The sequence below is a fragment of the Ciceribacter ferrooxidans genome, from assembly GCF_004137355.1.
GTDB classification, from domain to species: Bacteria; Pseudomonadota; Alphaproteobacteria; order Rhizobiales; family Rhizobiaceae; genus Allorhizobium; species Allorhizobium ferrooxidans.
Genome location: NZ_SDVB01000311.1, coordinates 246204 through 268025 on the forward strand (window position 1 = coordinate 246204; position 21822 = coordinate 268025).

The window sequence follows — 21822 nt, forward strand, 5'->3', positions numbered from 1 at the left end:
GACCCGCGGGAGCCCTTCGAGAGGGCAACCGCGGGTCTTCTCATTCAGGGACCGCGGGCAGGACAGTGTCCTGCTTCTTGAGCTGACGCTCGCGGAAGAAAATGAAGAGGCCGGAGGCGATAATCAGCCCAGCACCGATCATCATGCTGATACGCGGCACGTCACCGAAGAACATCCAGCCGAAGACGACAGCCCAGAGAAGCAGCGTATACTGAAGCGGCGCCACTGTTGCCGCGTCGGAGATCTTGAGCGCACGATTGACCAGCATGTGGGCCGCCATGGCAACGATACCCAGCAGCCCGAGCAAGAAAAGATCGCGAATCGAGGAGACCGGCGCCCAATCGAACGGGGAGAAGGCGAGACCGGCGAGTCCTGCTCCCACAATCTGGAAAAAGACGAGTGCGCGGTCGGGTGTATTGCGCAGGCCACGTCCCGAAAGCATCATGAAGGCAAAAGCGGCACTGCCGATGATCGAGATGAGTGCGGGCAGTGTGAACATCGCGCGTGACGGCTCCAGTGCGATTATGACGCCGAAGAAGCCGATCGCGATTGCGCTCCAGCGCCGCCAACCCACTTTCTCACCCAGCAGGAGCGGAGATGCGGCCGCGACGTAGATGGGTGCGGCAAGCCAGTAGGTCATCACGTCTGCGAGCGGCAGATACATGACGGCGTAATAGAAGCAGAGTATCTCGACCGTCGAGAATACCACGCGAAGGACTTGCATCGATGGCCGCTCCACCTTCCTCAGCGACGGCATCCCGCCCCTCCAAAGGAACGGCGAGAGCACGAGAAGGGCAGCGATGCTCCGGATAAGGACCACCTGGCCCAAGCCATAGCTGGAGAGGAGCCACTTGCCCATGGCGTCGTTCAGTCCGAAGAGAAGCATGCCGAGCAGCATGACCAAAGGCCCTGCAATGGCAGGCATACGGGTGCTGGGTGAAAGGACAGGCGACGTCGACATTTTATCCTCTGCGTTCGTGCCGGAAAGGCACTTCAAATGCTCGCCGCACTGGAGCGGCGACGCGAAACCGTGAAGGCTCGCTCAAGATTCGGATGAAGCTCCATTCCAAGTCCGGGACCGGGAGGAACGGTGATCATGCCGTTGCGGACCTCGGGAAGAGCTGTAACCAGATCTCGATACCAGGTTCGATAGAAGGCCCGGACGCTTTCCTGCACGAGTGCATTCGGTGCGTTGAGCGACAAGTGGGTCGAGGCGCACAGGACGACCGGGCCGGTGCAGTCGTGCGGTGCGACCGGCAGGTGCCAGGCCTCGGCCATGGCGGCGATCTTGCGAGCCTCTGACAGGCCACCGCACCAGGAAATGTCGAGCATAACCACGCCCGCCGCCCCTGTTTCGAGCAGATCGCGGAAGGCCCAGCGGGAGCCGAGCGTCTCCGAGGCCGAGATCGGCGCCGGCGAGGCGGCCGCGTAGCGCACGAGGCTGGAGAGGCTATCCATCTTGATCGGGTCCTCGTGCCAGAACGTCTGAAAAGGCGTGAGCGCCTTTGCGATCTGCATCGCTGGCAAGAGCTGCCACATAGAGTGGAATTCGACCATGATATCCATGCGGTCGCCGACGGTCGCCCGGATCTTCTCGAAAGGTCCCAGCGCCTGCTTGAGGTCCGGCATCGATATGTACTGACCGCGCGTCTTCTCTGCCGCCGCATCGAACGGCCATATCTTCATCGCGGTAATCCCCTCCTCCAGCAAGGAGTGGGCAAGTTCGTCAGCGCGATGCAGGAAACCGTTCAGATCGTCATAGTCGCGCCCCTCGCTCAGGCCGTAATTTGCAGTGGTCTGACCGGTCGTCTTCTTAATGTACTCGGTTCCGGCACAGGTGTTGTAAGTGCGGATCTCCCGCCTGGTGAAGCCTCCGAGCAACTGGGCGATCGGCTGACCTGTCACCTTGCCGAATATATCCCAGAGCGCGATGTCGAAAGCGGAATTACCCCGCACTTCGGCGCCCGACGAGCGAAAGCCGAGATACCCGACGAGATCCGCTGCAAGTCGATCGATCTCCAGCGGATCGCGACCGATGACCCGGGGCGCGACATATTCGTGCACGTAGCTCTCAACGGTTTCCGCGCCGAAGAAGGTCTCCCCCAGACCCGTGATGCCTTCGTCCGTGTGAACCAGAAGCCAGAGCAAATTGGCGCGTTCGGCGACGCGCACAGTTTCGAGTGCCGTTATCTTCATCGAATTTTCCTTAGATCAATCCGGCAATCAGAAGCGCCTTTGTACTGTCGTCGAAGTGCCGGTTCATGAGATCGACGGCCATCCTCGGATCGCCGGCGGCGATTGCCTCGGCCAGTTCCACATGCAGGCGGACCACGGCCCGCCGATCCTCGTCGCGCACCCGGCTGCGCCAGCCAATGGGCCAGGTTTCACGCATCACCCCGCGGAAAGCTCCAACGACCAGTGCAAAAACCGGGTTGCGCGACGCTCGGGCGATGGCGAGATGGAAGGCGATATCGTGTTCCATGACCAAGGAAGGCTCGTCGAAATCCTGTTCCATCGCCCGGGCGTGGGTGAGTATCTCGCGCGCTTCTGCATCGGTGCGGCGAAGCGACGCGAGTGCAACCGTGCGACCTTCGATAGTTCGGCGAGCGTCAAAGATGTGCTGCACGCCGATCTGATCAGTGATGACGCCGTGTGCCATCATCATGGCCATCGTCTCGTCGTCAAGTTGCGCGACGGTCGGACGCTTCCCTGCTCCGAGATCGACCAGACGAAGGGCCGCAAGAGAGCGAAGCGCCTCTCGCACAACTGTACGGGAGACATGAAGTTCTCTGGTAAGCACGGATTCTGCCGGAAGACGATCGCCAGGCCTCAACGCATTCTCCCGGATGAACCGAGTGATCGCCGTCATCGTGACAGCGACAAAGTCACGGGATGATGTCGTGGCCGGTGGCAAGATGGTACCCTGATCCAAATGAGTCTCCTATAATTTTGGAAAAGCTATAATACAGGATGGAAAAAACCTAGCCCGAATGTTTGCAGCAACAGTGCCGATGTTCATCGCTCTCAGAAGACGGGTGGCCGTGCGGTCACATCAGCTTCGGCGATCTTCAGAACTCACCCAGCAGCAGCTTTCTGGCGATCTTGGGTAAGCGAACATCCTGCGATCGTACAGACAGGACGATGGCAGAAACGCCGTTGTGTGAGCGGTTGCGAGATGCCACTATTTCCGTCGAGAGTGCCGACGCGCGACGTCCGGCAATACACTCCAGAGAGGGACCTTTGATGATCAACGCCTTTCAGGCGGCCAGACGCCGTCTGTCGAACGGACTCCTGTTCACTTTCTTGGTCTCGGCGAGCCTTGCAGCGCCGGCGTCTGCACTCGCCGGAAAATCCGAAAGGTCGCTGGTCCTCGGCATGGCAATCGAGCCGATCGGGCTTGACCCCACGATCGCCGCTCCCGTCGCGATCGGGCAGGTTACGTGGCAGAACGTCTTCGAAGGTCTCGTCACCATCGACCGCGACGGTAACATCAAGCCTCAACTCGCAAAGAGCTGGAGCATTTCCGCCGATGGACTCGCCTATACCTTCAAGCTGCAGCGCAACGTGACCTTTCACGACGGCGAGACGTTTGATTCTGCCGTTGCGAAAGCATCCCTGGAACGCGCCCGGGGCGCCGACTCGGTCAATCCGCAGAAGCGCTTCTTTGCGTCGATAGCTACAATCGAAACCCCGGACGCGGAGACGCTCGTCCTGAAGCTGAGGGAGCCGGCCGGCAGTCTGCTCTACTGGCTCGCATGGCCGTCATCCGTGATCGTGGGAACCAGGACCGCTGAAAACGACAAGACGACACCGGTCGGGACGGGTCCGTTCCGGTTCGTCCGGTGGGCGAAGGGCGACAAGGTCGACCTCGCCGCCAATCCGGACTATTGGAACAAGGACGTGTCGATCGGACTGGACAAGGTCACGTTCCGCTTCATATCGGATCCGCAGGCTCAGGCGGCCGCCCTGAAGTCAGGCGACGTCGATGCCTTTCCGGAGTTCGGCGCGCCGGAACTCGTCGGGAGCTTCAAGGACGACGCGGACCTGACAACAGTCATCGGCAACACGGAACTCAAGGTCGTCGCCGGCATGAACAATGCCCGCAAGCCTTTCGATGACAAGCGTGTTCGACAGGCCCTGATGATGGCGATCGATCGCAAGACATTGGTCGATGGCGCCTGGTCCGGCTTCGGAACCCCGATCGGCAGCCACTACACTCCGAACGATCCGGGCTTCATCGACCTGACCGGCATCTATCCTTACGACCCGGGGAAGGCCAAGGCACTGCTGGCGGAAGCCGGTTATCCCGATGGCTTCAGTTTCGTCATGCGGGCGCCGCAAATGGCTTATGCCGCCCGTAGCGCTGAGATAATGCAGGCCATGTTCGCGGAAATCGGCGTAACGATGACCATCGAACCCACGGAATTTCCTGCAAAGTGGGTGCAGGAAGTCTTCAAGAACGCCGACTACGACATGACGATCGTCGCTCACGCCGAACCCATGGACGTCGACATCTACAGTCGCGACTCCTATTATTTCAACTACAGGAATCCGGCGCTGAATGACCTCATCGCAAAGGCGGAACAGACGACTGATCCGGTTGCACGAGATGCGATCTATGGCGATGTCCAGAAAATCCTCGCGGAGGATGTGCCTGCGCTCTACCTGTTCGTGATGCCCAAGCTCGGAGTCTGGAACAAGAGGATCGAGGGGCTTTGGCGGAATGAGCCGATTCCCTCGAATGTGTTGACGGACGTCCGTTGGAAAGAATGAACGCTACCCTCGGAAGGACCGCAAGGGAGCGCCGGTACGCAATGCGCGTCGGCGCCAGCTGCGAAGCAGAGCAAGGCCTTGGCCTCACCACCTGCGCCGGTAGGGGAGATCTGCAATGCTATCTCTACTGACGCATCGAGTGGCAAGCCTGCTGCTGACCCTTCTTGCCGTGTCGGGGCTTGTCTTCCTCGTCATGAACGTGCTGCCGGGCGACCCCGCAGCAATCATGCTCGGAACATCGGCGAGCCCGGACACGCTTGCTGCCCTCCGCCACGAGCTCGGGCTCGATCAGCCTCTCCTGCTTCGCTATTTCATGTGGCTTGTGAATGCCGTTCGGGGCGATTTCGGCACTTCCTATGTCTACGGCGCTCCGGTTTCCGAACTGCTTGCTGAACGTCTCGCAGTCACCCTTCCGCTGGCCGCTATTGCCGTCGTCCTCTCGGTTACGATCGCCGTGCCGCTCGGAGCCCTTTCTGCAGCCGGACGCAATTCTGCCTTCGACCATGTCGTCGGCGTTCTCTCGCAGCTCTTCATCGCGGTCCCGGGCTTTTGGGTCGCGTTACTATTGATTCTCCTCTTTTCCGTTCGCCTCCGCATCATGCCGTCGGGTGGCTTCCCCGGTTGGGAAGCCGGCCTTTGGACGGCGCTGAAATCGCTGGTCTTGCCGGCCGTCGCACTCGCCCTCCCGCAGGCCGGCGTTCTGACCCGCGTAACCCGCTCGGCCGTCCTCGAGGTATTGAACGAAGACTATGTCCGCACCGCCCGCGCCAAGGGCCTTCCCCAAAGAGTCGCGCTTTGGCGGCACGCTGTTCCGAACGCCATGGTTCCGGTCGTCACGATTCTCGGCCTGCAATTCACCTTCCTCGTTGCCGGAGCGATCCTGGTCGAGAACCTCTTCAACCTGCCGGGGCTGGGCATGCTCGCCTACCAAGCGCTGATGCAGCGGGACGTCGTCGTTTTGCAGGACGTCGTCCTGTTCTTTGCCGGCCTCGTCGTCATCGTCAATTTCCTGGTCGATCTCTCCTACCTCTTTCTGGACCCGCGACTACGCGAGGCGGCGAGATGAGGCGTGTCGACGAGATCGTCGCGACAAAGGCTGGCCCGCAGCCGGTTCGCCGAATGCCAAGATGGAGCACGGGACTTATCGCCGGCGCGGTACTGACCACCACCCTCGTCGCCATCGCGCTCATCTCCCTTGTCTGGACACCCCTCCCCCCGGGCAAGATGCAGATCATGCACAAGCTGCAGCCGCCGCTATCCCATGGTTTGCTCGGGACCGACCAATACGGGCGCGACCTCCTGTCCATGCTGATGGCTGGAGCGTGGAACTCGCTGTCGATCGCCGCCGCGGCCGTCGCCGCCGGCGCTTCGACGGGGACGCTGATCGGGATGTTTGCCGCCGCCAGACGTGGTCTTCCGGAAGCCCTCGTCATGCGCACGGCAGATGTTATCTTTGCCGTTCCATCGATCCTGTCGGCGATGATGCTCGGCGCCTTTCTCGGGACGGGACGGATGACCGCAGTGATTGCCATCGCCGTGTTCATGGTCCCCGTCTTCACACGTGTCGCCGCTGGTGCGGCACGACAGGTCTGGTCGCGCAATTATGTCCTTGCCGCACGTGGTGCGGGCAAGGGCGATTTGCGCATCAGCATGGAGCACGTGTTTCCCAACATCGCAAACCAGATCATCGTACAGGCGGCGGTCCAGCTCGGCCTCGCGATCCTGACCGAGGCGGGCTTGAGCTTCCTCGGACTCGGGACGCCGCCGCCTGCACCAACCTGGGGCCGCATGCTCGCCGATGCGCAGACCTATATCGAGACCGCTCCATGGCTCGCCATTCTGCCCGGAAGTGCGATCGCCGCGGCCGTCCTCGGCTTCAACATGCTCGGCGATGGGCTACGGGATATGCTCGATCCGCGCACCGAGGGCCGCCGATGAAGGGCGAAACGCTGCTTGCCGTCGACAGACTGACCGTCTCGCTCCACGGAAGCGGCAACGCGACGTCCTCGGTATTACGCGATGTCTCGTTCGACCTGCGACCGGGCGAGACGCTCGGAATCGTCGGGGAATCCGGCTCCGGAAAGTCCCTTCTCGCGCTCGCGATAATGGGTTTGCTGCCCACCACGGCCAGTTCGGGCGGCCGCATCACCTTCGAGGGGCAGAATCTGCTGGCACTCTCCGACGACGAAATGTGCCGGGTGCGCGGAAACAGAATTGGCATGATCTTCCAAGAGCCGGGGACTGCCCTCAATCCCTCCATGACGGTCGGCGACCAAGTTGCAGAGGGGCTCGTCTGGCACCGGGGAATGAGCTGGCGAGCTGCTCATGCCGAGGCACTCCGACTGCTCGACCGGGTGCGGATTGCAGACGCCGGCCGCCGGGCGAGAACCTACCCGCACGAAATGTCCGGCGGGCAGCGCCAGCGCGTCGGCATCGCGATCGCCCTCGCGCTGGAGCCCGCCTTGCTGATCGCAGACGAGCCTACGACAGCTCTGGACGTCACCGTGCAGGCGGAGGTCCTTGACATCCTCGATGAACTCATCCGCGAGCAGGGTATGGCGCTCATCTTTGTCAGCCACGATCTCGGCGTCGTCGCCCGCATCTGCGAGCGCATGATCGTCATGTACGCAGGACGGGTGATGGAGGAGGGAGCGACCCAAGCGGTTCTCACTGACCCGTTCAATCCGTACACCCGCAGTCTTCTGCGCGCCGTCCCACGTCGCCTCGAAAGAGGACAGCGGCTCGCCGCCATTCCGGGAGCGGTGCCGCGCTTCGCTCATCTTCCACGCGGTTGCGCCTTTTCCGATCGATGCCCAGAGCGTGAAGCGCGTTGCCATGAGGTGGATCCGCCCTGGATCTCGCTGCCAGAGGGAAGAGGAAGCCGCTGCATCCATGACCCAGGCCGGGAGACTTCCCGATGAAAGCCCCCCTTCTCGACGTGCAAGAAGTGACACGTGACTACGTCTCACACGCCATGTTCTCTTCCCTACATCGCCATCGCGCACTCGACTCCGTGTCGCTCCGTATGGAGCCCGCGAGCATTTTCGGTCTGGTCGGTGAGTCCGGCTCCGGAAAATCGACGCTCGCGCGCATTGTTGCGGCGCTCGACCGCCCGACATCCGGCAAGGTCATCTTCGACGGTGACGACCTTTTCACGTTGCCCGCCCGCCAACTCATGCACAGGCGCAGCGCGTTCCAGATGGTATTTCAGGACCCGTTCGGATCCCTCGACCCACGCCAGAGGATCGGCAGGACCGTGGCCGAACCGCTCCATGCCTTGCCGGCACCTCTCGGTCGTCGGCAGATTGAGGACAGGGTGGCCGAAGTCCTGGAGAGTGTCGGACTGCCCGTCGACCATATGCGCCGCTACCCGCATGAGTTCTCCGGTGGGCAACGCCAGCGCATCGCGATAGCCCGGGCGCTGGTGACCGAGCCGAAGCTGGTCATCGCGGACGAGCCCGTCTCCGCGCTCGACCTCTCGGTTCAGGCCCAGATCCTCAATCTCATGATGGATTTGCGCGAGCGCCGCGGCGTTGCATTCCTCTTCATCAGCCACAATCTTGCAGCGGTTGATTGCATCGCTGACACCGTGGGCGTGATGTATGACGGCCGGATCGTGGAGACGGGGCCGGCCGACGAGATCTTTCGGACGCCACTTCATCCCTACTCGCAAGCTCTGGCGGCCGCCGAACCGAGTGTCCGATCGCACCACCGGAAGGCGCCGCAGGTACGGCCGCCGCTCGGAGCTCCGGCAGGAGAAAATGGCTGCGCGTTCCGAACGAGGTGCCCGCGCGCTATCGAACGATGCGCGACGGAACGCCCGGAATTGCGCCCGGTTTCACCCGGACGCTCCGTAGCCTGTCACCGTCCGGGTCAGGACGGGACCTGATGCCGAACTCGCGCCACGATCTCCGAGTCGCTGCCGGCAGTGGACCGTCAGCTCGCAACCCTCAGCCGACCCTTCGCGGCGAGACGTGCGCGGATCGATTCGACGTCCGCCCGGGGTGTCGCAGCAAACAGCGTCTTCGTATACTCATGCTGGGGGTTGGAAAACACCGCATCGCGCGTGCCGTATTCGACGGCCTCGCCGAAATACATCACCATGACCTCGTCAGCGATGTATCGAACCACCGAGAGGTCGTGGCTGATGAAGACGTAGGTCAGTCCGAACTCGTCCTGCAGGTCGGCGAGCAGATTGAGGACCTGCGCCTGGACGGAAAGGTCGAGGGCCGACACCGGTTCATCGAGGACGAGAAGCTTCGGATTGAGCATCAAGGCGCGGGCAATCGCAATGCGCTGGCGCTGGCCGCCGGAGAACATATGCGGATACCGGTTGTAGTGTTCCGGTCCGAGACCCACCTTGACCAGCATCTCGGTCGCGCGCTCCCGCCGCTCGGCCGCCGACATGCCGGTATTGATCAGCAGCGGCTCCCCGAGGACATCGCCGATCTTCTGGCGAGGGTTGAGCGATCCGTAGGGGTTCTGAAAGACGATCTGCACCTTCTGACGCATCTCGTGGGTCAGGTGTCCGGGACGGGTGTCGACCTTGTTGCCGTCGATAAAGAGCTCGCCTGAGGTCGGTTCGTCGATGAAGGTGAGGATGCGGGCGAGAGTCGATTTGCCGCAACCGCTTTCACCAACGATCGCCAGCGTCTTTCCGGTCTCCAGAGAGAAGGATACTCCCTTCACTGCATGAACGATCTTTTCCGGTTTGAAGAGACCGGTCGGCACATGATAGTCGCGCTTGATGTCGCGGATCTCGAGCATCGGCCTGGTCTTTTCCTGCATAGCGCTCATGCGTCTTCTCCCGCGGCTTCCGCTCCGGTCATGAAATCGGAAACCGTCGTCAGGCGGTCACCTGTTGCGTTTTCCGGCAGCGCGGAAAGCAGCGCTCTGGTGTAGTTGCTCTTCGGCGACTCGAAGAGCGACAGAACGTCGGCTTCTTCCATCTTCCGGCCTTTGTATTGGACGATCACCCGATCGGCTGTCTCCGCCACCACGCCCATGTCGTGGGTGATCATGATGAGTCCCATGCCATTCTTCGCCTGCAGCGACATCAGAAGGTCGAGAATCTGCTTCTGGATGGTGACGTCGAGCGCCGTAGTCGGCTCATCGGCGATCAGAAGTTTCGGATCGCAGGCGATTGCCATGGCGATCATCACACGTTGGCACTGACCGCCCGACATCTGGTGCGGGAAATGGCCGAGCCGTTCTTCCGGATTGGGAAGGCCGACCTGGCGGAGCAGTTCCACTGCGCGCGTCCGGCGCGCCTTCTTGTCCATTCCCATATGAACACGAAGAACTTCCTCGATCTGGAAGCCGACCGTGAAACACGGATTGAGACTTGCGACCGGCTCCTGGAAGATCATAGCAATGTCCTTGCCGATCAGTTCCCTGCGGGCCGCTGGCGAGAGGTCCTGGATGTCGCGTCCCTGGAACAGCATGCGATCGGCGGTGATCTTCGCCGTCCAGGGCAGAAGCCCCATGACGGCCAGCATGGATACCGACTTTCCCGAGCCGGATTCACCGACGATTGCCAGCACTTCACCGGCTTCGACCGAGAGCGATACGCCGTCGACGGCCTTGAACCACCCTGTCGCGGTTTCGAACTCGACCGTCAGATTCTGGATTTCGAGCAGGGCCATGTCACGACCTCTTCATCTTCGGATCGAGTGCGTCGCGCAGGCCGTCGCCCATCAGGTTGATCGCCAGCACGGTGATGAGGATTGCAAGACCGGGGAAGGTGACGACCCACCAGGCCCGCAGGATGAACTCGCGCGCTTCGGCGAGCATCGTTCCCCACTCGGGCGCCGGCGGCTGGGCGCCCATGCCCAGAAAGCCGAGTGCCGCCGCATCGAGGATGGCATTGGAGAAAGACAGCGTCCCTTGAACGATCAAAGGTGCCATGCAGTTCGGAAGGATGGTCCGGAACATGAGCCGTAGCGGGCTGGCGCCCGCAAGGCGGGACGCCGTGACGTAGTCGCGGCCTTTCTCGCTCATGACTGCCGCGCGTGTAAGGCGCACGAAGTGCGGCTGCAAAACGAGCGCGATGGCGATCATGCCGTTGGTCAGGCCCGGTCCCAGGATCGCGACCAGCACGAGCGCGAGCAGCAGTGACGGGAAGGCGAGAATGATGTCCATCATGCGCATGATGATGGTGTCGACCCAGCCGCGGTAATAGCCTGCGAAGACCCCGATCAGGACGCCCGAAGACAGCGACAGCGTGGTGACAAAAACACCGATGAAGAGAGAATATTGCGCGCCGTAGAGGAGACGGGAGAGAATGTCGCGACCGACAGGATCAGTGCCGAGCAGATGGGTGCCGCGACCACCGTCGATCCAGGCCGGGGGGAGAAGCACCGCGTCGCGGTACTGCTCAAAAGGCGAATGCGGGGCGATAAACGGCGCAAAGACGGCGACGATCACCAGTAGGAGAAAGACGAAGAGCCCAATGACGGCGCCGCGGTTTTCGGAAAAGTAGAACCAGAACTCCTTGAGCATCTTGCGCCGGAGAGCGGCAGTGGAGATGACCTGCGGAGAGTTGTCGATATCGTTGATGGTATCGGCCATGGGATTTTCTCCTTCTAGTGCCGGATACGAGGGTTGATCAGCCCGTAAAGCAGATCAACAATGAGATTGACGATCATGATGATGGCCGCGATCAGCAGCAGGCCACCCTGGATGACCGGGTAGTCACGGCGGAAGACGGAATCGACCATCCATTTGCCGATCCCCGGCCAGGAGAAGATCGTCTCGGTCAGGATTGCTCCTGCGAGCATGACGCCGATCTGCAGGCCGATCGTCGTGATGACCGGGATCATGGCGTTTCGCAGCGCGTGGACACCGATAACCCTGAACGGAGAGAGACCCTTTGCACGCGCTGTGCGCACGTAGTCTTCGGAGAGTACCTCCAGCATGGCCGAGCGCGTCTGCCGCGCGATCACCGCAAGCGGTATCGTGGCGAGCACGATCGACGGCAGCACAAGATGACTGAGCGCGGAAAGGAATGCACCTTTCTGATCCGACAGGAGGGAGTCGATCAGCATAAAACCGGTAACGGGCGGGAAGAAATACATCAGCGAGATGCGGCCAGAGACCGGTGTCCATTGCAGGATACCAGAAAACAGGATGATCAACAGCAGCCCCCACCAGAAGATCGGCATGGAATACCCGACGAGCGCGATTCCCATGAGAGTCTGGTCGAAGAATGAACCTCGCTTGATTGCCGCAAGGACACCCGCCGGAATACCGAGGAGGACGGCGATGATGATCGCGCACAACGACAGTTCAACTGTGGCAGGAAACAGAGAGAGGAACTGCTCGAGGATAGGTGTCTTCGAAACTATAGAAGTCCCGAAATCGCCGGTGACGATCCCGCCGAGATAATCCAGATACTGTACGATGAGCGGCCTATCCAGGCCGAGGTGTGCGCTGATTTCGGCGTGGCGCTCCGGCGACATCACCCGCTCGCCGGAAAGCAGCGCGACGGGATCGCCCGGCAACAGCCGGATGAACGAAAAGGCGATGATCGAAACCCCAATAAAGGTCGGGATCAACACGGCTAGGCGCCGCAAAAGGAAGCTGAACATAGGGAACCTGTCGCTGTGTCTGCGGAAGATCTGATTGACGGATACGCATCCGGAACGGCCAGACCTCAGCCGCCAAGCATGACCTGCTTCAATTGGGTGTCTATTAGTACGAATGCCGCGGGAGGCGCAACGCATCCCGCGGCAAAAGTTCTAATATACGCCTTTACTCGGCGATATCGACGTTCTCGAAGGTGAAATCACCAAGCGGGCTCTGCACGAAGCCGCTGACTTCTTTGCGCATCGGCACAACCGACAGCGAGTGGTCGAGCGTGGCCCACGGCGCTTCGCGCTTGAAGACGACCTGAGCCTCTTCATAGAGCTTCGTCCGCTCGGCCTGATCGGACGTAACCTTCGCCTTCTTCACAAGCTCGTCGAACTCCTTGTTGCACCACTGGGCACGGTTGTTGCCGCCGACGGCATCGCAGCCGAGCAGGGTGTCGAGGAAGTTGTCCGGATCGCCATTGTCACCGGTCCAGCCGAGCATGACGGCGCCGTCACGATCCTTCGCCTTGGAGCGGTCGAGATACTCGGCCCACTCGTAGGACACGATTTCAGCCTTCACTCCGATCTTTGCAAAATCGTCCTGGATGATTTCGGCAGCACGACGCGCATTCAGCATGTAGGGACGCGAAACCGGCATCGCCCAAAGCTTCATGGACAGGTCTTTGACGCCGGCTTCTTCGAGCATCTTCTTGGCAGCGTCGAGATCATACGTGTCGTCCTCGACCTTGTCGTTGTAGGACCACATGGTCGGCGGGATCGGGTTCTTCGCGGGCGTTGCCATGCCCTGGAAGATGGCGTCGACGATCGCCTGCTTGTTTATCGCCTTGTTCAGTGCCTTGCGGACTTCAACCTTGTCGAACGGCGCCTGGGTCGTGTTGTAGGCGAGGTAGGCGACGTTAAGGCCTTCCTGTTCCATGACCGTGAGAGCCGGATCCGCCTTCATGGTTTCGACATCGGCGGCATTCGGATAGGGCATCAGGTGGCATTCGCCAGCCTTCAGCTTCTGATAGCGCACCGCTGCATCGGTCGTGATCGCGAAGACGAGGTCATCGATCTTCGGAGCTCCACCCCAGTAGTCGGCATTCTTCTTGTAGCGGATCACGGCGTCCTGCTGGTAACCGACGAAGACGAACGGTCCGGTTCCGACCGGCATCTGGTTCAGCTGTTCCTTCTTGCCGGCGGCGTCCAAGCTATCGGCATATTCCTTCGAAACGATCGAAGCGAAAGGCATTGCGAGATTGGCGAGGAACGGCGCTTCCGGACGATTGAGGACGAACTTGACCGTCAGGTCGTCGACCTTTTCGACCGCCTTGATCAGATCGGGGAAGCCCATGCCTGCCGCATATTCCCAGGCGGCGCCGGCGACATACTGGTTCCAGGGATTGCTCTTGTTGATTTGGCGATCGATCGAGAAGATGACGTCGTCCGCATTCAGCGTGCGGCTCGGCGTGAAGAAGTCCGTCGTATGGAACTTGACGTCCTTGCGCAGCTTGAAGACGTATTCCTTGCCATCCTCGGAGACCGTCCAGCTCTCGGCAAGACCCGCGACCGGCTTGGTCGTACCAGGTTCGAATTCCAGCAGTCGGCTGTAGACCGGATGTGCAGAGGCATCGAATGTGGTGCCGGCCGTGTAAAGACCAGGGTCGAAGCCTTCCGGCGACCCTTCGGAGCAGTAGACGAAGGTCTTGGCGCTCGCGGCGCTGGCGAAGAAGGTCGCCGAAAGCAGTGCAGCAGCGATACCCAGTTTGTACTTCATAGTGTGTCTCCCAATTGAGGACCGGACCACCGGCCCGAGTTGTTTCAACGGCTCGCGCCACCCACCCAGGGATGGCGGCATTCTCCGAACTCCTTACACACACGCGTTCGCCACCTCGCCGCGAGAAAGCCCGAGGCGGTCTCTTCCGCAATCAAGGCTAGACCGACGGCCGGGCTGCGCTGATCGAAGAAACTGAGAAGGGGAGAATTTTGTTCGGGTCGAGCCGATCGTCATTCGTGTTTTCTTGAATTGGCACGATTTTAGTATTTTTCTACCACCAAAGCGGTATGGGGCGCAGCATAGCGATTACGAACCGCTTGTCGAGCCGAGGACACGAACTTGCCGCAAAAATGTGAGCGAAACTGCAAATGAGGCGTTTTTCGGCAGTTTTGAGGTCGCTTTTTGGACGAGACCACCGCCAGTTGGTCTGGCCAGCCGGAGATTGGGACGCTAGCCTTCTTAGCGTCGGTGTCTGAAGCCGTGTGCCGGGAGATCGCGAATGTACACGCTTCAGACCATCGAGACCTTTGCGCAGGAAATCCGGAAAAGCCGTTTTCAGGCCGTCTCTGGTCCGGTTACGAGCGAGGCGGCGGCCAGGAATTTCATTGATGCCCATTCAGAACCGTCCGCCGGCCACAACTGCTGGGCCTGGCGCCTCGGCGCGGTATACCGGTTCAATGACGACCGTGAGCCGAGCGGTACCGCCGGCAAACCGATCCTGCAGGCGATCGACGGACAGTCGCTGGATAACGTGGCCGTCGTCGTCAGTCGCTGGTTCGGTGGCATCCTGCTCGGCAGCGGTGGCCTGATCCGAGCATACGGAGGAACCGCAGCGGCTTGCCTTCGCGCCGCGCCAAAAAGCCTCATCGTCCCGCGAGTACACGCGCAAGTACGGGCCGGCTTTGCCGACCTGGCGCTCGTCAAGACGCGCCTGCTTTCTGTGCCCTACCTCAGCATTGAGGAGGAGGTATTCACGGCCGAGGGCGCCGAGCTCACGCTTGCCCTTCCTGAACGCGAGATCACGAACGTTCGCCAACTCGTTGGCGATGTCACGAGCGGCCGCTCGATCCTTCTCGTATCGATCTAGATCGTCGCGCCACCACAACAGTTACTGCAACAACCGGGACATGCCTTCGCTCATGTGCCCCTCGCCTCCGACCATCGCTGCGTCTTCTGCCGAGAGGGGATCGCTCAGTCCGGTCGCGACCACCGAAACCCTGAACTTTCCGGCAAGACTCTGGTCGAAGATCGCGCCGACGACGATGTTGGCGTCGTGGTAGACCTCGTCGCGAATGCGGGTAGCGGCCTCGTCTACTTCGAACAGGGTCATGTCCGTTCCGCCGGAGATCGAGATCAACACGCCGCGGGCGCCCTTCATCGAGACTTCGTCGAGCAGCGGATTCGAGATTGCCGCTTCCGCCGCCTTCATCGCGCGAGCCTCCCCGGAGGCTTCGCCCGTTCCCATCATGGCGCGTCCCATGTCGCGCATTACCGTCTTGACGTCGGCGAAGTCGAGATTGATCAGGCCCTCCTTGACGATCAGGTCCGTGATGCATCCGACGCCGGAATAGAGCACCCGGTCAGCCATCGAGAAGGCGTCTGCAAAGGTCGTCTTGGCGTCTGCGACGCGGAAGAGATTCTGATTGGGAATGACGATGACGGTATCGGTGCTTTCCCTCAGGCGTTCGATACCCTCTTCCGCAGCCTGCATGCGGCGCCGGCCCTCGAACGTGAAGGGCTTGGTGACGACCCCGACCGTCAGAATGCCGGCACGGCGGGCCGCCTCCGCGATGACGGGCGCGGCACCGGTTCCCGTGCCGCCGCCCATGCCAGCCGTCACAAAGCACATGTGCGTGCCGGCCAGATGGTCCATGATCTCGTCGATCGACTCCTCGGCTGCGGCACGGCCGACGTCGGGCAAGGAACCGGCGCCGAGCCCCTGCGTCACTGTCGCACCCAGCTGGATGATCCGCGCAGCCTTAGACATGGTCAAAGCCTGGGCATCCGTATTGGCAACGATGAACTCCGCGCCCTCCAGCCCCTCGGCGATCATGTTGTTGACCGCGTTGCCGCCGCCGCCCCCGACACCGATGACCGCAATCTTGGGCCGCATTTCGGTAATCTCCGGTTTCCTGTTGTCCGTCATGCTCGTCTCCCGGAGCCGTTGAAGCCGCTCAGCGCTGCGCGCCGACGGCTGGAATTGGTACTGTCCGGCCTCCGGCCGGCACGATGCGAATCACCGCGCAAACTGTAACATTCGAAAAAGGGCATGAAGCAGGCGGAGCTGAATGTCCATCGTATCGACCTGCCGACGGCCCGCAGCGAGACGAGACGGTGATCGGCAATCCTGCGTGGGAGGTCAGGTCACCTCTCTAGTGCAGCGTTTCGCCTTCCGCCTCGTCGCGCAGGATGCGGAAGGCGTCATAGAGTGCCTCCACGAGGATATCGGTAAGCTCATCGCCCCTGTTTTCGGCGATGAGAACCTGCACGTCGAGGTCCTGGCGGTGGTAGAAGTGATCGGCTTCGTTCGACATATCATTGTCCCCTTGAGGCCGGTCGACATCCCGGCTGACCCTTCGTCCGTAAGAGAATTCGCTTGCGCAAAGCTTGAGCCAAGCGGAACGCTGCAGATCCGACGGCGCATCGGGCGGCGCTGACAGGTGCGAATCACCTGTTGCTTATGTGAGAGATGTATGAGGCGCCAGCATGACGGTGCCCCGCGGCACCTGACCGGCGACGACATCGACATCGGCGACAAGATCGTCCGCGCCTCCGACGATGCGCGCATGTGCACCGCCGGCAGCTACATGGTCGAGGCGGCTCTATTTGAAGGTCGATCTACGGTCACGTCCCGGCATCGTGATATCCGTCGGCGCCGGCAACTGTGACCGTGAAATCCGGTTGCCCCTTGATGGTGTTGCTCACCGTACAGATCTCGTCCTCGGCAAGACGGGCGATTTCGCCTCTCATCGCTTCGTCGAAATCGCCGGCTATTTCGAACTCGACGTTGAACCCCGCGATACGCGAAGGTTCGTCCGGCGCCTTTGAACCACTGACACGCACACTGACGTGAGTGAGGCGATCCAAAACACCGAGCCTGCTCGCCGCGATGCGGGCACTCATCGCCAGACATGCCGATAACGAAGCGTAAAGCAAGTCGAGCGGGTTGAAGCCCGCCTCCGCGGCTCCGGTTCTGATATCGATCACCCCGCCCGTCTCCGATACGACGTGCGGAAAGCCAGTGCGCCCCAAAGTAGCCGTCGCGCCCGTGGGTCGTACCTTGATCTTCGCGGCGCTGCTCATCCTGTTACACCCTTCACTTTGTCGGATCGTAAGGAGGTCTATAGCAGGCGTCCGAGCCACAAGGCATCGTTTCCGTCTTGCGGCGCTTGCAGTTCTGCAAATCCTGCGCGCGTCCAGAAGCGGGCGCCTCTGACATTCGCAGGACTGACACCGACGTGTGCCGCACGAACGCCGCATGCAGCCGCCGCGGTGATCCAGTAGTCCAGAAGCGCAAATCCGACGCCCCGACCCTGCAGCCTCGGCAGTACGTTCATGTGCAGATGTGCAGGATAGTGTTTGCTCACCGCCGCGGGGTCCGACGTCGGATGATGGACGAGATGTGCCAGACATTGATCCGGCGTCCATGTCGGACGATCCGTCTCATCGGGATCGGCATATCGCCGCCGCAAAGGTGGCCACCAGTCCCGCTCAAGGCGCTTCTCCCACGATGTAGTATCTTCGGTGCCAACGACATAGCCGCCGACACCTTCGTCATCGATGACGACGAAGGCGAGACGTGGTTCGAGGAGGACATAGGGCGCCGCGTAGATATGGCCGATCAACTGCGGATCCGAATAGAGTCCCGATGCGTCACGACCGGAGTCGCCCGTGGCGAGACAGATCCCGTAAACCGCGTCGAGATCGTCGGCGCGAGCCGGACGGATAAGCACCATGCCCACTCACCTTTCCGATGACATGACGGCTGAAAGTAGCCCGAATGTTAGGTGACTGATCGTGGCACCACAAGGCCGCTTCAACCGCGTGGAGAATTTCGCTGAACCTTCAGTCGCCCGTCGCGGAAAGGTGCGTTCCGGGCGGAACGGGACGCACCTTCTGCCGCTCACCCGGCTGGCGTCAACGTGACGGAGGTACCGGTGGCTGCAAGATTGAGCCCGATCTGCCCGGTGATGCTGATTGTTTGCAGATGGATCGACCCGGACGTCCCGCCAACGAGAATGTTGGCTCCGACGCCTGCGCCGACGGTCGCCTCAGCAGTGGCCCCCTGGTAGAGGCCGCCGAGCGAGCCGAGGTGATATCCGGCCGTGGGGGCAAAGACCGCCCAGACCAGCCGGCTACGCGTCGTGAAGCCGAGATCGATGCCCATCTTGCGCACGACCCCGACATAGCGGTCGAGCGGCTCGCTCCCGATCGCGGACGTGAAGACGCATTCCACATCTTTGGCGGATCCCAAGACGTAGCCGACGCCACCGCCGATGTTGCAGTCAAGATAACCGATCCGGACGCCGCCGGTCGATCCACTGTCGTGAAAAGTCGGTGCCGGCTCGGACCGAGCGATCGCATCTGCCGAGACGGCGGAGCCCGCACTTGTCACAACCGGCAGTACGGCAAGAGCCGCGGCAAGAATCTTCTGCATCCCTGTTACTCCTCTTGTTGGCCTCGATGCCCGCAAGCGGGTCTCTGCCCGAAGCGTTCAGACAGTGTTGGGGAATGCGTATGGCGAAAGAATGATCCGCTACGCCGCGGCGCGGCGATACACGAAATAGTGAGGCCGAGACCGCAATCCTCGGGCCCGACACGTCCCGTCAGACGCGCAGACCCGGCGCCTCCTGCCCGGTGCGTTCGACGTATTCGGCATACCCACCGCCATATTGGTGGATGCCATCCGGTGTGAGTTCCAGCACGCGATTGGACAGCGCCGACAGGAAGCGGCGATCGTGAGAGACGAATAGCATGGTGCCCTCATAAGCCGAGAGTGCTTTGATCAGCATCTCCTTCGTATCGAGATCGAGGTGGTTGGTCGGCTCGTCGAGAACGAGGAAGTTCGGCGGGTCGAACAGCATCGCGGCCATCACCAGCCGCGCCTTCTCGCCGCCAGAGAGCACCCGGCAACGCTTCTCGATGTCATCGCCCGAAAAGCCGAAACAGCCGGCGAGCGCCCGGAGCGGTGCCTGCCCGGCCTTTGGAAAGCGCTCCTCCAGCCATTGCAGTATGGTGCTGTCGCCGTCGAGCAGGTCCATGGCGTGCTGGGCGAAATAGCCGAGCTTGACGCCAGCGCCGAGCGAAACGTTCCCCTTGTCCGGTGCGGCAGTGCCGGTGACGAGCTTGAGCAATGTCGACTTGCCGGCACCGTTGATGCCCATGATGCACCAGCGTTCGCGCCGCCGTACCATGAAATCAAAACCGTCATAGATCGCCCGGCTGCCGTAGGCCTTGTGGACGTTCTTGAGATTGACCACGTCTTCGCCGGAGCGTGGCGCCGGCAGGAATTCGAAGGCGACCGTCTGTCGCCGGCGTGGCGGTTCGACGCGGTCGATCTTTTCAAGCTTCTTCACCCGGCTCTGAACCTGCGAGGCGTGAGAGGCGCGGGCCTTGAAACGCTCGATGAACTTGATCTCCTTGGCCAGCATCGCCTGCTGGCGCTCGAACTGTGCCTGCTGCTGCCTCTCGTTCAGCGCCCGCTGTTCTTCATAGAACCCATAATCGCCAGTATAGGTCGTCAACGTGCCCCCATCGATCTCGATGATCTTGGTGACGATCCGGTTCATGAACTCCCGGTCATGGGATGTCATCAACAGCGCGCCGTCATAGCCCTTCAGGAATTCCTCCAGCCAGATCAGGCTTTCGATATCGAGATGGTTGCTCGGTTCGTCGAGCAGCATGACGTCCGGACGCATCAAAAGGATGCGGGCAAGCGCCACGCGCATCTTCCAGCCACCCGACAGATTGGCGACGTCGCCATCCATCATCTCCTGGCTGAAGCTCAGTCCCGCCAGAACCTCGCGGGCGCGCCCCTCCAGCGCATAACCGTCGAGTTCCTCGTAACGCGCCTGCACCTCGCCATAGCGTTCGATGATCGCGTCCATTTCATCCATGCGGTCCGGATCCGACATCGCCGCCTCCAACTGGCGAAGCTCCGAAGCCACGGCGCTGACCGGCCCTGCCCCTTCTATCACCTCGGCGACGGCCGACCGCCCAGTCATCTCGCCGACATCCTGGTCGAAATAGCCGATCGTCACACCCTTCTCGACGGAGACCTGCCCCTCGTCAGGCAGTTCCTCGCCGGTGATCATCCGAAAGAGCGTCGTCTTCCCCGCCCCGTTCGGCCCGACAAGACCGATTTTCTCGCCCCGGTTCAACGCTGCCGAGGCTTCGATGTAGAGGATGCGGTGGCTGTTGGATTTGCTGATATTGTCGATGCGGATCATTGGGGAGAACGGGCCTGTTTGGTTGCGGGCACCCGTATGGCATGGGCAGACGCAACTGTCACGCAGACGGACGCAACCTGATCACTGTCGCGGCGATAGCGTCGGGCGAGATCATCAGTCACTAGGTACGTGTCAGGCGAGTCAAACGTAATACTTGGTAGATCTGGGAGAACCAACCAGAATCGGAACACAGTTCGAAGAACCGCGCCTACTGGCTTGTTGGCCGATGGCGGAGAGGGTGGGATTCGAACCCACGATACGGTTGCCCGTATGCCGCATTTCGAGTGCGGTGCTTTCGACCACTCAGCCACCTCTCCGGTCACATTGGTCGGCGCGATTTGTGCGCGGGCTGTCTCATAGCGACGAAAGTCCGGCCTGACAAGGGTGAATATCAAATCGCCCAGAGCTTTTGTCTTGACAGTTTTTTGCGCCTCACGTATGCGGACGGTGAATTAGGCATGGGCTAACTGTGCCTTGATTTCTCTGGCCCTTTGGACAGAGTTCGCCGGCAGGTATGAACGGTTCTTCGTGAGCCGAACAAGCCTGCTCCACCCGACTGGCAAAAAGACGGCCGTCCCGCAGGGGCAGAGCCGGAACGAACATGAAAGGATAAAAAATGTTCGCAGTCATCAAGACCGGCGGTAAGCAGTACCGCGTTGCAGCCAATGACGTGCTGACCATCGAAAAGCTGGAAGCCGCCGCTGGCGACAAGATCGAATTTACCGAAGTCCTCGTGATCGGCGAAGGCGCCGACGCCAAGATCGGCGCTCCCTTCGTAAAGGGCGCCAGCGTCAAGGCGGAAGTTGTTGAGCATAACCGCGACAAGAAGGTCATCGCCTTCAAGAAGCGCCGTCGCCAGAACTCCAAGCGTTCGCGCGGCCATCGCCAGCACCACACGGTCGTCCGCATCACCGACATCGTTGCGGCTTAACGGTTCACGGGTACTTAAGGTTTAAAGGAGAAGTCCAATGGCACACAAAAAAGCTGGCGGTTCCTCGCGCAACGGTCGCGATTCCGAATCCAAGCGCCTTGGCGTAAAGAAGTTCGGCGGCGAAGTCGTCATTCCGGGCAACATTATCGTTCGTCAGCGTGGCACGCAGTGGCATCCCGGCGCCAACGTCGGCATGGGCAAGGACCACACCCTCTTTGCACTCGCCGCCGGTAATGTCGCCTACCGTACGAAGGCCAATGGCCGCGTGTACGTGTCGGTAATGCCGAAAACGGCAGAAGCAGCGGAATAAGCCGGCAACGC

Annotated in this window: 23 protein-coding genes and 1 tRNA gene; 9 read left to right on the forward strand and 15 right to left on the reverse strand. The window is 61.2% G+C overall.

Features of this window, described 5'->3' with window-relative positions:
* Positions 1–40: 40 nt before the first annotated feature.
* From EUU22_RS21260 to EUU22_RS21270, 3 genes are all read right to left on the reverse strand, one after another.
* A complete protein-coding gene (locus tag EUU22_RS21260) occupies positions 41–898 on the reverse strand; it encodes a DMT family transporter (protein ID WP_129333978.1) in 858 nt (285 codons plus the stop codon).
* A gap of 95 nt (positions 899–993) precedes the next feature.
* The gene (locus tag EUU22_RS21265; RefSeq protein WP_129333979.1) at positions 994–2196 is read right to left on the reverse strand and encodes a mandelate racemase/muconate lactonizing enzyme family protein; all 1203 of its coding nucleotides are present in this window, start codon (positions 2194–2196) and stop codon (positions 994–996) included.
* Positions 2197–2206: 10 nt separating this feature from the next.
* On the reverse strand, positions 2207–2869 hold the full coding sequence (locus EUU22_RS21270) for a FadR/GntR family transcriptional regulator (RefSeq protein WP_129334140.1): 663 nt from the start codon (positions 2867–2869) through the stop codon (positions 2207–2209).
* A gap of 374 nt (positions 2870–3243) precedes the next feature.
* Between EUU22_RS21270 and EUU22_RS21275 the strand changes: the two genes are divergently transcribed.
* The 5 genes from EUU22_RS21275 to EUU22_RS21295 all read left to right on the forward strand — a co-directional run bounded on the left by EUU22_RS21275 (position 3244) and on the right by EUU22_RS21295 (position 8662).
* Entirely contained in the window at positions 3244–4773 is a 1530-nt protein-coding gene (locus EUU22_RS21275) for an ABC transporter substrate-binding protein (RefSeq protein ID WP_129333980.1), read from the forward strand.
* Between the two features lie 115 nt (positions 4774–4888).
* On the forward strand, positions 4889–5839 hold the full coding sequence (locus tag EUU22_RS21280) for an ABC transporter permease (protein WP_129333981.1): 951 nt from the start codon (positions 4889–4891) through the stop codon (positions 5837–5839).
* 53 nt (positions 5840–5892) lie between these two features.
* Complete coding sequence (locus EUU22_RS21285) at positions 5893–6711, forward strand: ABC transporter permease (RefSeq protein WP_129334141.1); 819 nt, start codon at positions 5893–5895, stop codon at positions 6709–6711.
* On the forward strand, positions 6708–7694 hold the full coding sequence (locus EUU22_RS21290) for an ABC transporter ATP-binding protein (protein ID WP_129333982.1): 987 nt from the start codon (positions 6708–6710) through the stop codon (positions 7692–7694). Before EUU22_RS21285 ends, EUU22_RS21290 begins: the two co-directional genes overlap by 4 nt.
* Positions 7691–8662 carry an ABC transporter ATP-binding protein gene (locus EUU22_RS21295; RefSeq protein WP_129333983.1) on the forward strand — a complete coding sequence of 324 codons (972 nt, stop codon included), beginning with the start codon at positions 7691–7693 and terminating at the stop codon, positions 8660–8662. Before EUU22_RS21290 ends, EUU22_RS21295 begins: the two co-directional genes overlap by 4 nt.
* A 47-nt stretch (positions 8663–8709) precedes the next feature.
* On the opposite strand, the gene EUU22_RS21300 is transcribed toward EUU22_RS21295, so the two are convergent.
* The 5 genes from EUU22_RS21300 to EUU22_RS21320 form a co-directional block, all read right to left on the reverse strand.
* Positions 8710–9570 carry a dipeptide ABC transporter ATP-binding protein gene (locus EUU22_RS21300; protein WP_205687946.1) on the reverse strand — a complete coding sequence of 287 codons (861 nt, stop codon included), beginning with the start codon at positions 9568–9570 and terminating at the stop codon, positions 8710–8712.
* Entirely contained in the window at positions 9567–10418 is an 852-nt protein-coding gene (locus tag EUU22_RS21305) for an ABC transporter ATP-binding protein (RefSeq protein ID WP_129333984.1), read from the reverse strand. Before EUU22_RS21305 ends, EUU22_RS21300 begins: the two co-directional genes overlap by 4 nt.
* 1 nt (position 10419) lies before the next feature.
* Positions 10420–11343, reverse strand: a complete 924-nt coding sequence (locus EUU22_RS21310; RefSeq protein WP_129333985.1) for an ABC transporter permease subunit — start codon at positions 11341–11343, stop codon at positions 10420–10422.
* Positions 11344–11357: 14 nt separating this feature from the next.
* The gene (locus tag EUU22_RS21315) at positions 11358–12362 is read right to left on the reverse strand and encodes an ABC transporter permease subunit (protein WP_129333986.1); all 1005 of its coding nucleotides are present in this window, start codon (positions 12360–12362) and stop codon (positions 11358–11360) included.
* A gap of 163 nt (positions 12363–12525) precedes the next feature.
* The gene (locus tag EUU22_RS21320; RefSeq protein ID WP_129333987.1) at positions 12526–14121 is read right to left on the reverse strand and encodes an ABC transporter substrate-binding protein; all 1596 of its coding nucleotides are present in this window, start codon (positions 14119–14121) and stop codon (positions 12526–12528) included.
* A 499-nt stretch (positions 14122–14620) separates the two neighbouring features.
* Between EUU22_RS21320 and EUU22_RS21325 the strand changes: the two genes are divergently transcribed.
* Entirely contained in the window at positions 14621–15208 is a 588-nt protein-coding gene (locus EUU22_RS21325; protein ID WP_129333988.1) for an IMPACT family protein, read from the forward strand.
* Between the two features lie 21 nt (positions 15209–15229).
* Here the strand turns inward: EUU22_RS21325 and ftsZ are convergent, their stop codons facing one another.
* Both ftsZ and EUU22_RS25375 read right to left on the reverse strand, forming a co-directional pair.
* Positions 15230–16267, reverse strand: a complete 1038-nt coding sequence (gene ftsZ / locus EUU22_RS21330) for a cell division protein FtsZ (RefSeq protein WP_129333989.1) — start codon at positions 16265–16267, stop codon at positions 15230–15232.
* A 226-nt stretch (positions 16268–16493) separates the two neighbouring features.
* Positions 16494–16655, reverse strand: a complete 162-nt coding sequence (locus tag EUU22_RS25375) for a hypothetical protein (RefSeq protein ID WP_165351253.1) — start codon at positions 16653–16655, stop codon at positions 16494–16496.
* 159 nt (positions 16656–16814) lie between these two features.
* On the opposite strand from EUU22_RS25375, the gene EUU22_RS21335 reads away from it, so the two are divergent.
* A complete protein-coding gene (locus EUU22_RS21335) occupies positions 16815–17009 on the forward strand; it encodes a hypothetical protein (RefSeq protein ID WP_129333990.1) in 195 nt (64 codons plus the stop codon).
* On the opposite strand, the gene EUU22_RS21340 is transcribed toward EUU22_RS21335, so the two are convergent.
* From EUU22_RS21340 to EUU22_RS21360, 5 genes are all read right to left on the reverse strand, one after another.
* Positions 16966–17424 (reverse strand): OsmC family protein, encoded by a 459-nt coding sequence (locus tag EUU22_RS21340; RefSeq protein WP_129333991.1) that lies wholly within the window; start codon positions 17422–17424, stop codon positions 16966–16968. The genes EUU22_RS21335 and EUU22_RS21340 overlap by 44 nt on opposite strands.
* 38 nt (positions 17425–17462) lie before the next feature.
* Positions 17463–18077 (reverse strand): GNAT family N-acetyltransferase, encoded by a 615-nt coding sequence (locus tag EUU22_RS21345; protein WP_129333992.1) that lies wholly within the window; start codon positions 18075–18077, stop codon positions 17463–17465.
* Positions 18078–18244: 167 nt separating this feature from the next.
* Entirely contained in the window at positions 18245–18778 is a 534-nt protein-coding gene (locus tag EUU22_RS21350) for a DUF992 domain-containing protein (protein WP_129333993.1), read from the reverse strand.
* 169 nt (positions 18779–18947) lie between these two features.
* Positions 18948–20570 carry a ribosomal protection-like ABC-F family protein gene (gene abc-f / locus EUU22_RS21355; protein ID WP_129333994.1) on the reverse strand — a complete coding sequence of 541 codons (1623 nt, stop codon included), beginning with the start codon at positions 20568–20570 and terminating at the stop codon, positions 18948–18950.
* A gap of 227 nt (positions 20571–20797) precedes the next feature.
* A tRNA-Ser gene (locus EUU22_RS21360) sits at positions 20798–20887 on the reverse strand.
* 299 nt (positions 20888–21186) lie between these two features.
* On the opposite strand from EUU22_RS21360, the gene rplU reads away from it, so the two are divergent.
* Positions 21187–21501, forward strand: a complete 315-nt coding sequence (gene rplU / locus EUU22_RS21365) for a 50S ribosomal protein L21 (protein ID WP_129333995.1) — start codon at positions 21187–21189, stop codon at positions 21499–21501.
* 37 nt (positions 21502–21538) lie between these two features.
* Positions 21539–21811, forward strand: a complete 273-nt coding sequence (gene rpmA, locus EUU22_RS21370) for a 50S ribosomal protein L27 (RefSeq protein ID WP_112690668.1) — start codon at positions 21539–21541, stop codon at positions 21809–21811.
* Positions 21812–21822 lie beyond the last annotated feature (11 nt).

Excerpts from the sequence above, each read along its gene's own strand:
- EUU22_RS21260 (WP_129333978.1), bottom strand. The coding sequence starts at position 898 with ATGCTGCTCGGCATGCTTCTCTTCGGACTGAACGACGCCATGGGCAAG.
- EUU22_RS21265 (WP_129333979.1), bottom strand. The coding sequence starts at position 2,196 with ATGAAGATAACGGCACTCGAAACTGTGCGCGTCGCCGAACGCGCCAAT.
- EUU22_RS21270 (WP_129334140.1), bottom strand. The coding sequence starts at position 2,869 with ATGACGGCGATCACTCGGTTCATCCGGGAGAATGCGTTGAGGCCTGGC.
- EUU22_RS21275 (WP_129333980.1), top strand. The coding sequence starts at position 3,244 with ATGATCAACGCCTTTCAGGCGGCCAGACGCCGTCTGTCGAACGGACTC.
- EUU22_RS21280 (WP_129333981.1), top strand. The coding sequence starts at position 4,889 with ATGCTATCTCTACTGACGCATCGAGTGGCAAGCCTGCTGCTGACCCTT.
- EUU22_RS21285 (WP_129334141.1), top strand. The coding sequence starts at position 5,893 with ATGCCAAGATGGAGCACGGGACTTATCGCCGGCGCGGTACTGACCACC.
- EUU22_RS21290 (WP_129333982.1), top strand. The coding sequence starts at position 6,708 with ATGAAGGGCGAAACGCTGCTTGCCGTCGACAGACTGACCGTCTCGCTC.
- EUU22_RS21295 (WP_129333983.1), top strand. The coding sequence starts at position 7,691 with ATGAAAGCCCCCCTTCTCGACGTGCAAGAAGTGACACGTGACTACGTC.
- EUU22_RS21300 (WP_205687946.1), bottom strand. The coding sequence starts at position 9,570 with ATGAGCGCTATGCAGGAAAAGACCAGGCCGATGCTCGAGATCCGCGAC.
- EUU22_RS21305 (WP_129333984.1), bottom strand. The coding sequence starts at position 10,418 with ATGGCCCTGCTCGAAATCCAGAATCTGACGGTCGAGTTCGAAACCGCG.
- EUU22_RS21310 (WP_129333985.1), bottom strand. The coding sequence starts at position 11,343 with ATGGCCGATACCATCAACGATATCGACAACTCTCCGCAGGTCATCTCC.
- EUU22_RS21315 (WP_129333986.1), bottom strand. The coding sequence starts at position 12,362 with ATGTTCAGCTTCCTTTTGCGGCGCCTAGCCGTGTTGATCCCGACCTTT.
- EUU22_RS21320 (WP_129333987.1), bottom strand. The coding sequence starts at position 14,121 with ATGAAGTACAAACTGGGTATCGCTGCTGCACTGCTTTCGGCGACCTTC.
- EUU22_RS21325 (WP_129333988.1), top strand. The coding sequence starts at position 14,621 with ATGTACACGCTTCAGACCATCGAGACCTTTGCGCAGGAAATCCGGAAA.
- ftsZ (WP_129333989.1), bottom strand. The coding sequence starts at position 16,267 with ATGACGGACAACAGGAAACCGGAGATTACCGAAATGCGGCCCAAGATT.
- EUU22_RS25375 (WP_165351253.1), bottom strand. The coding sequence starts at position 16,655 with ATGTCGAACGAAGCCGATCACTTCTACCACCGCCAGGACCTCGACGTG.
- EUU22_RS21335 (WP_129333990.1), top strand. The coding sequence starts at position 16,815 with ATGAGGCGCCAGCATGACGGTGCCCCGCGGCACCTGACCGGCGACGAC.
- EUU22_RS21340 (WP_129333991.1), bottom strand. The coding sequence starts at position 17,424 with ATGAGCAGCGCCGCGAAGATCAAGGTACGACCCACGGGCGCGACGGCT.
- EUU22_RS21345 (WP_129333992.1), bottom strand. The coding sequence starts at position 18,077 with ATGGTGCTTATCCGTCCGGCTCGCGCCGACGATCTCGACGCGGTTTAC.
- EUU22_RS21350 (WP_129333993.1), bottom strand. The coding sequence starts at position 18,778 with ATGCAGAAGATTCTTGCCGCGGCTCTTGCCGTACTGCCGGTTGTGACA.
- abc-f (WP_129333994.1), bottom strand. The coding sequence starts at position 20,570 with ATGATCCGCATCGACAATATCAGCAAATCCAACAGCCACCGCATCCTC.
- rplU (WP_129333995.1), top strand. The coding sequence starts at position 21,187 with ATGTTCGCAGTCATCAAGACCGGCGGTAAGCAGTACCGCGTTGCAGCC.
- rpmA (WP_112690668.1), top strand. The coding sequence starts at position 21,539 with ATGGCACACAAAAAAGCTGGCGGTTCCTCGCGCAACGGTCGCGATTCC.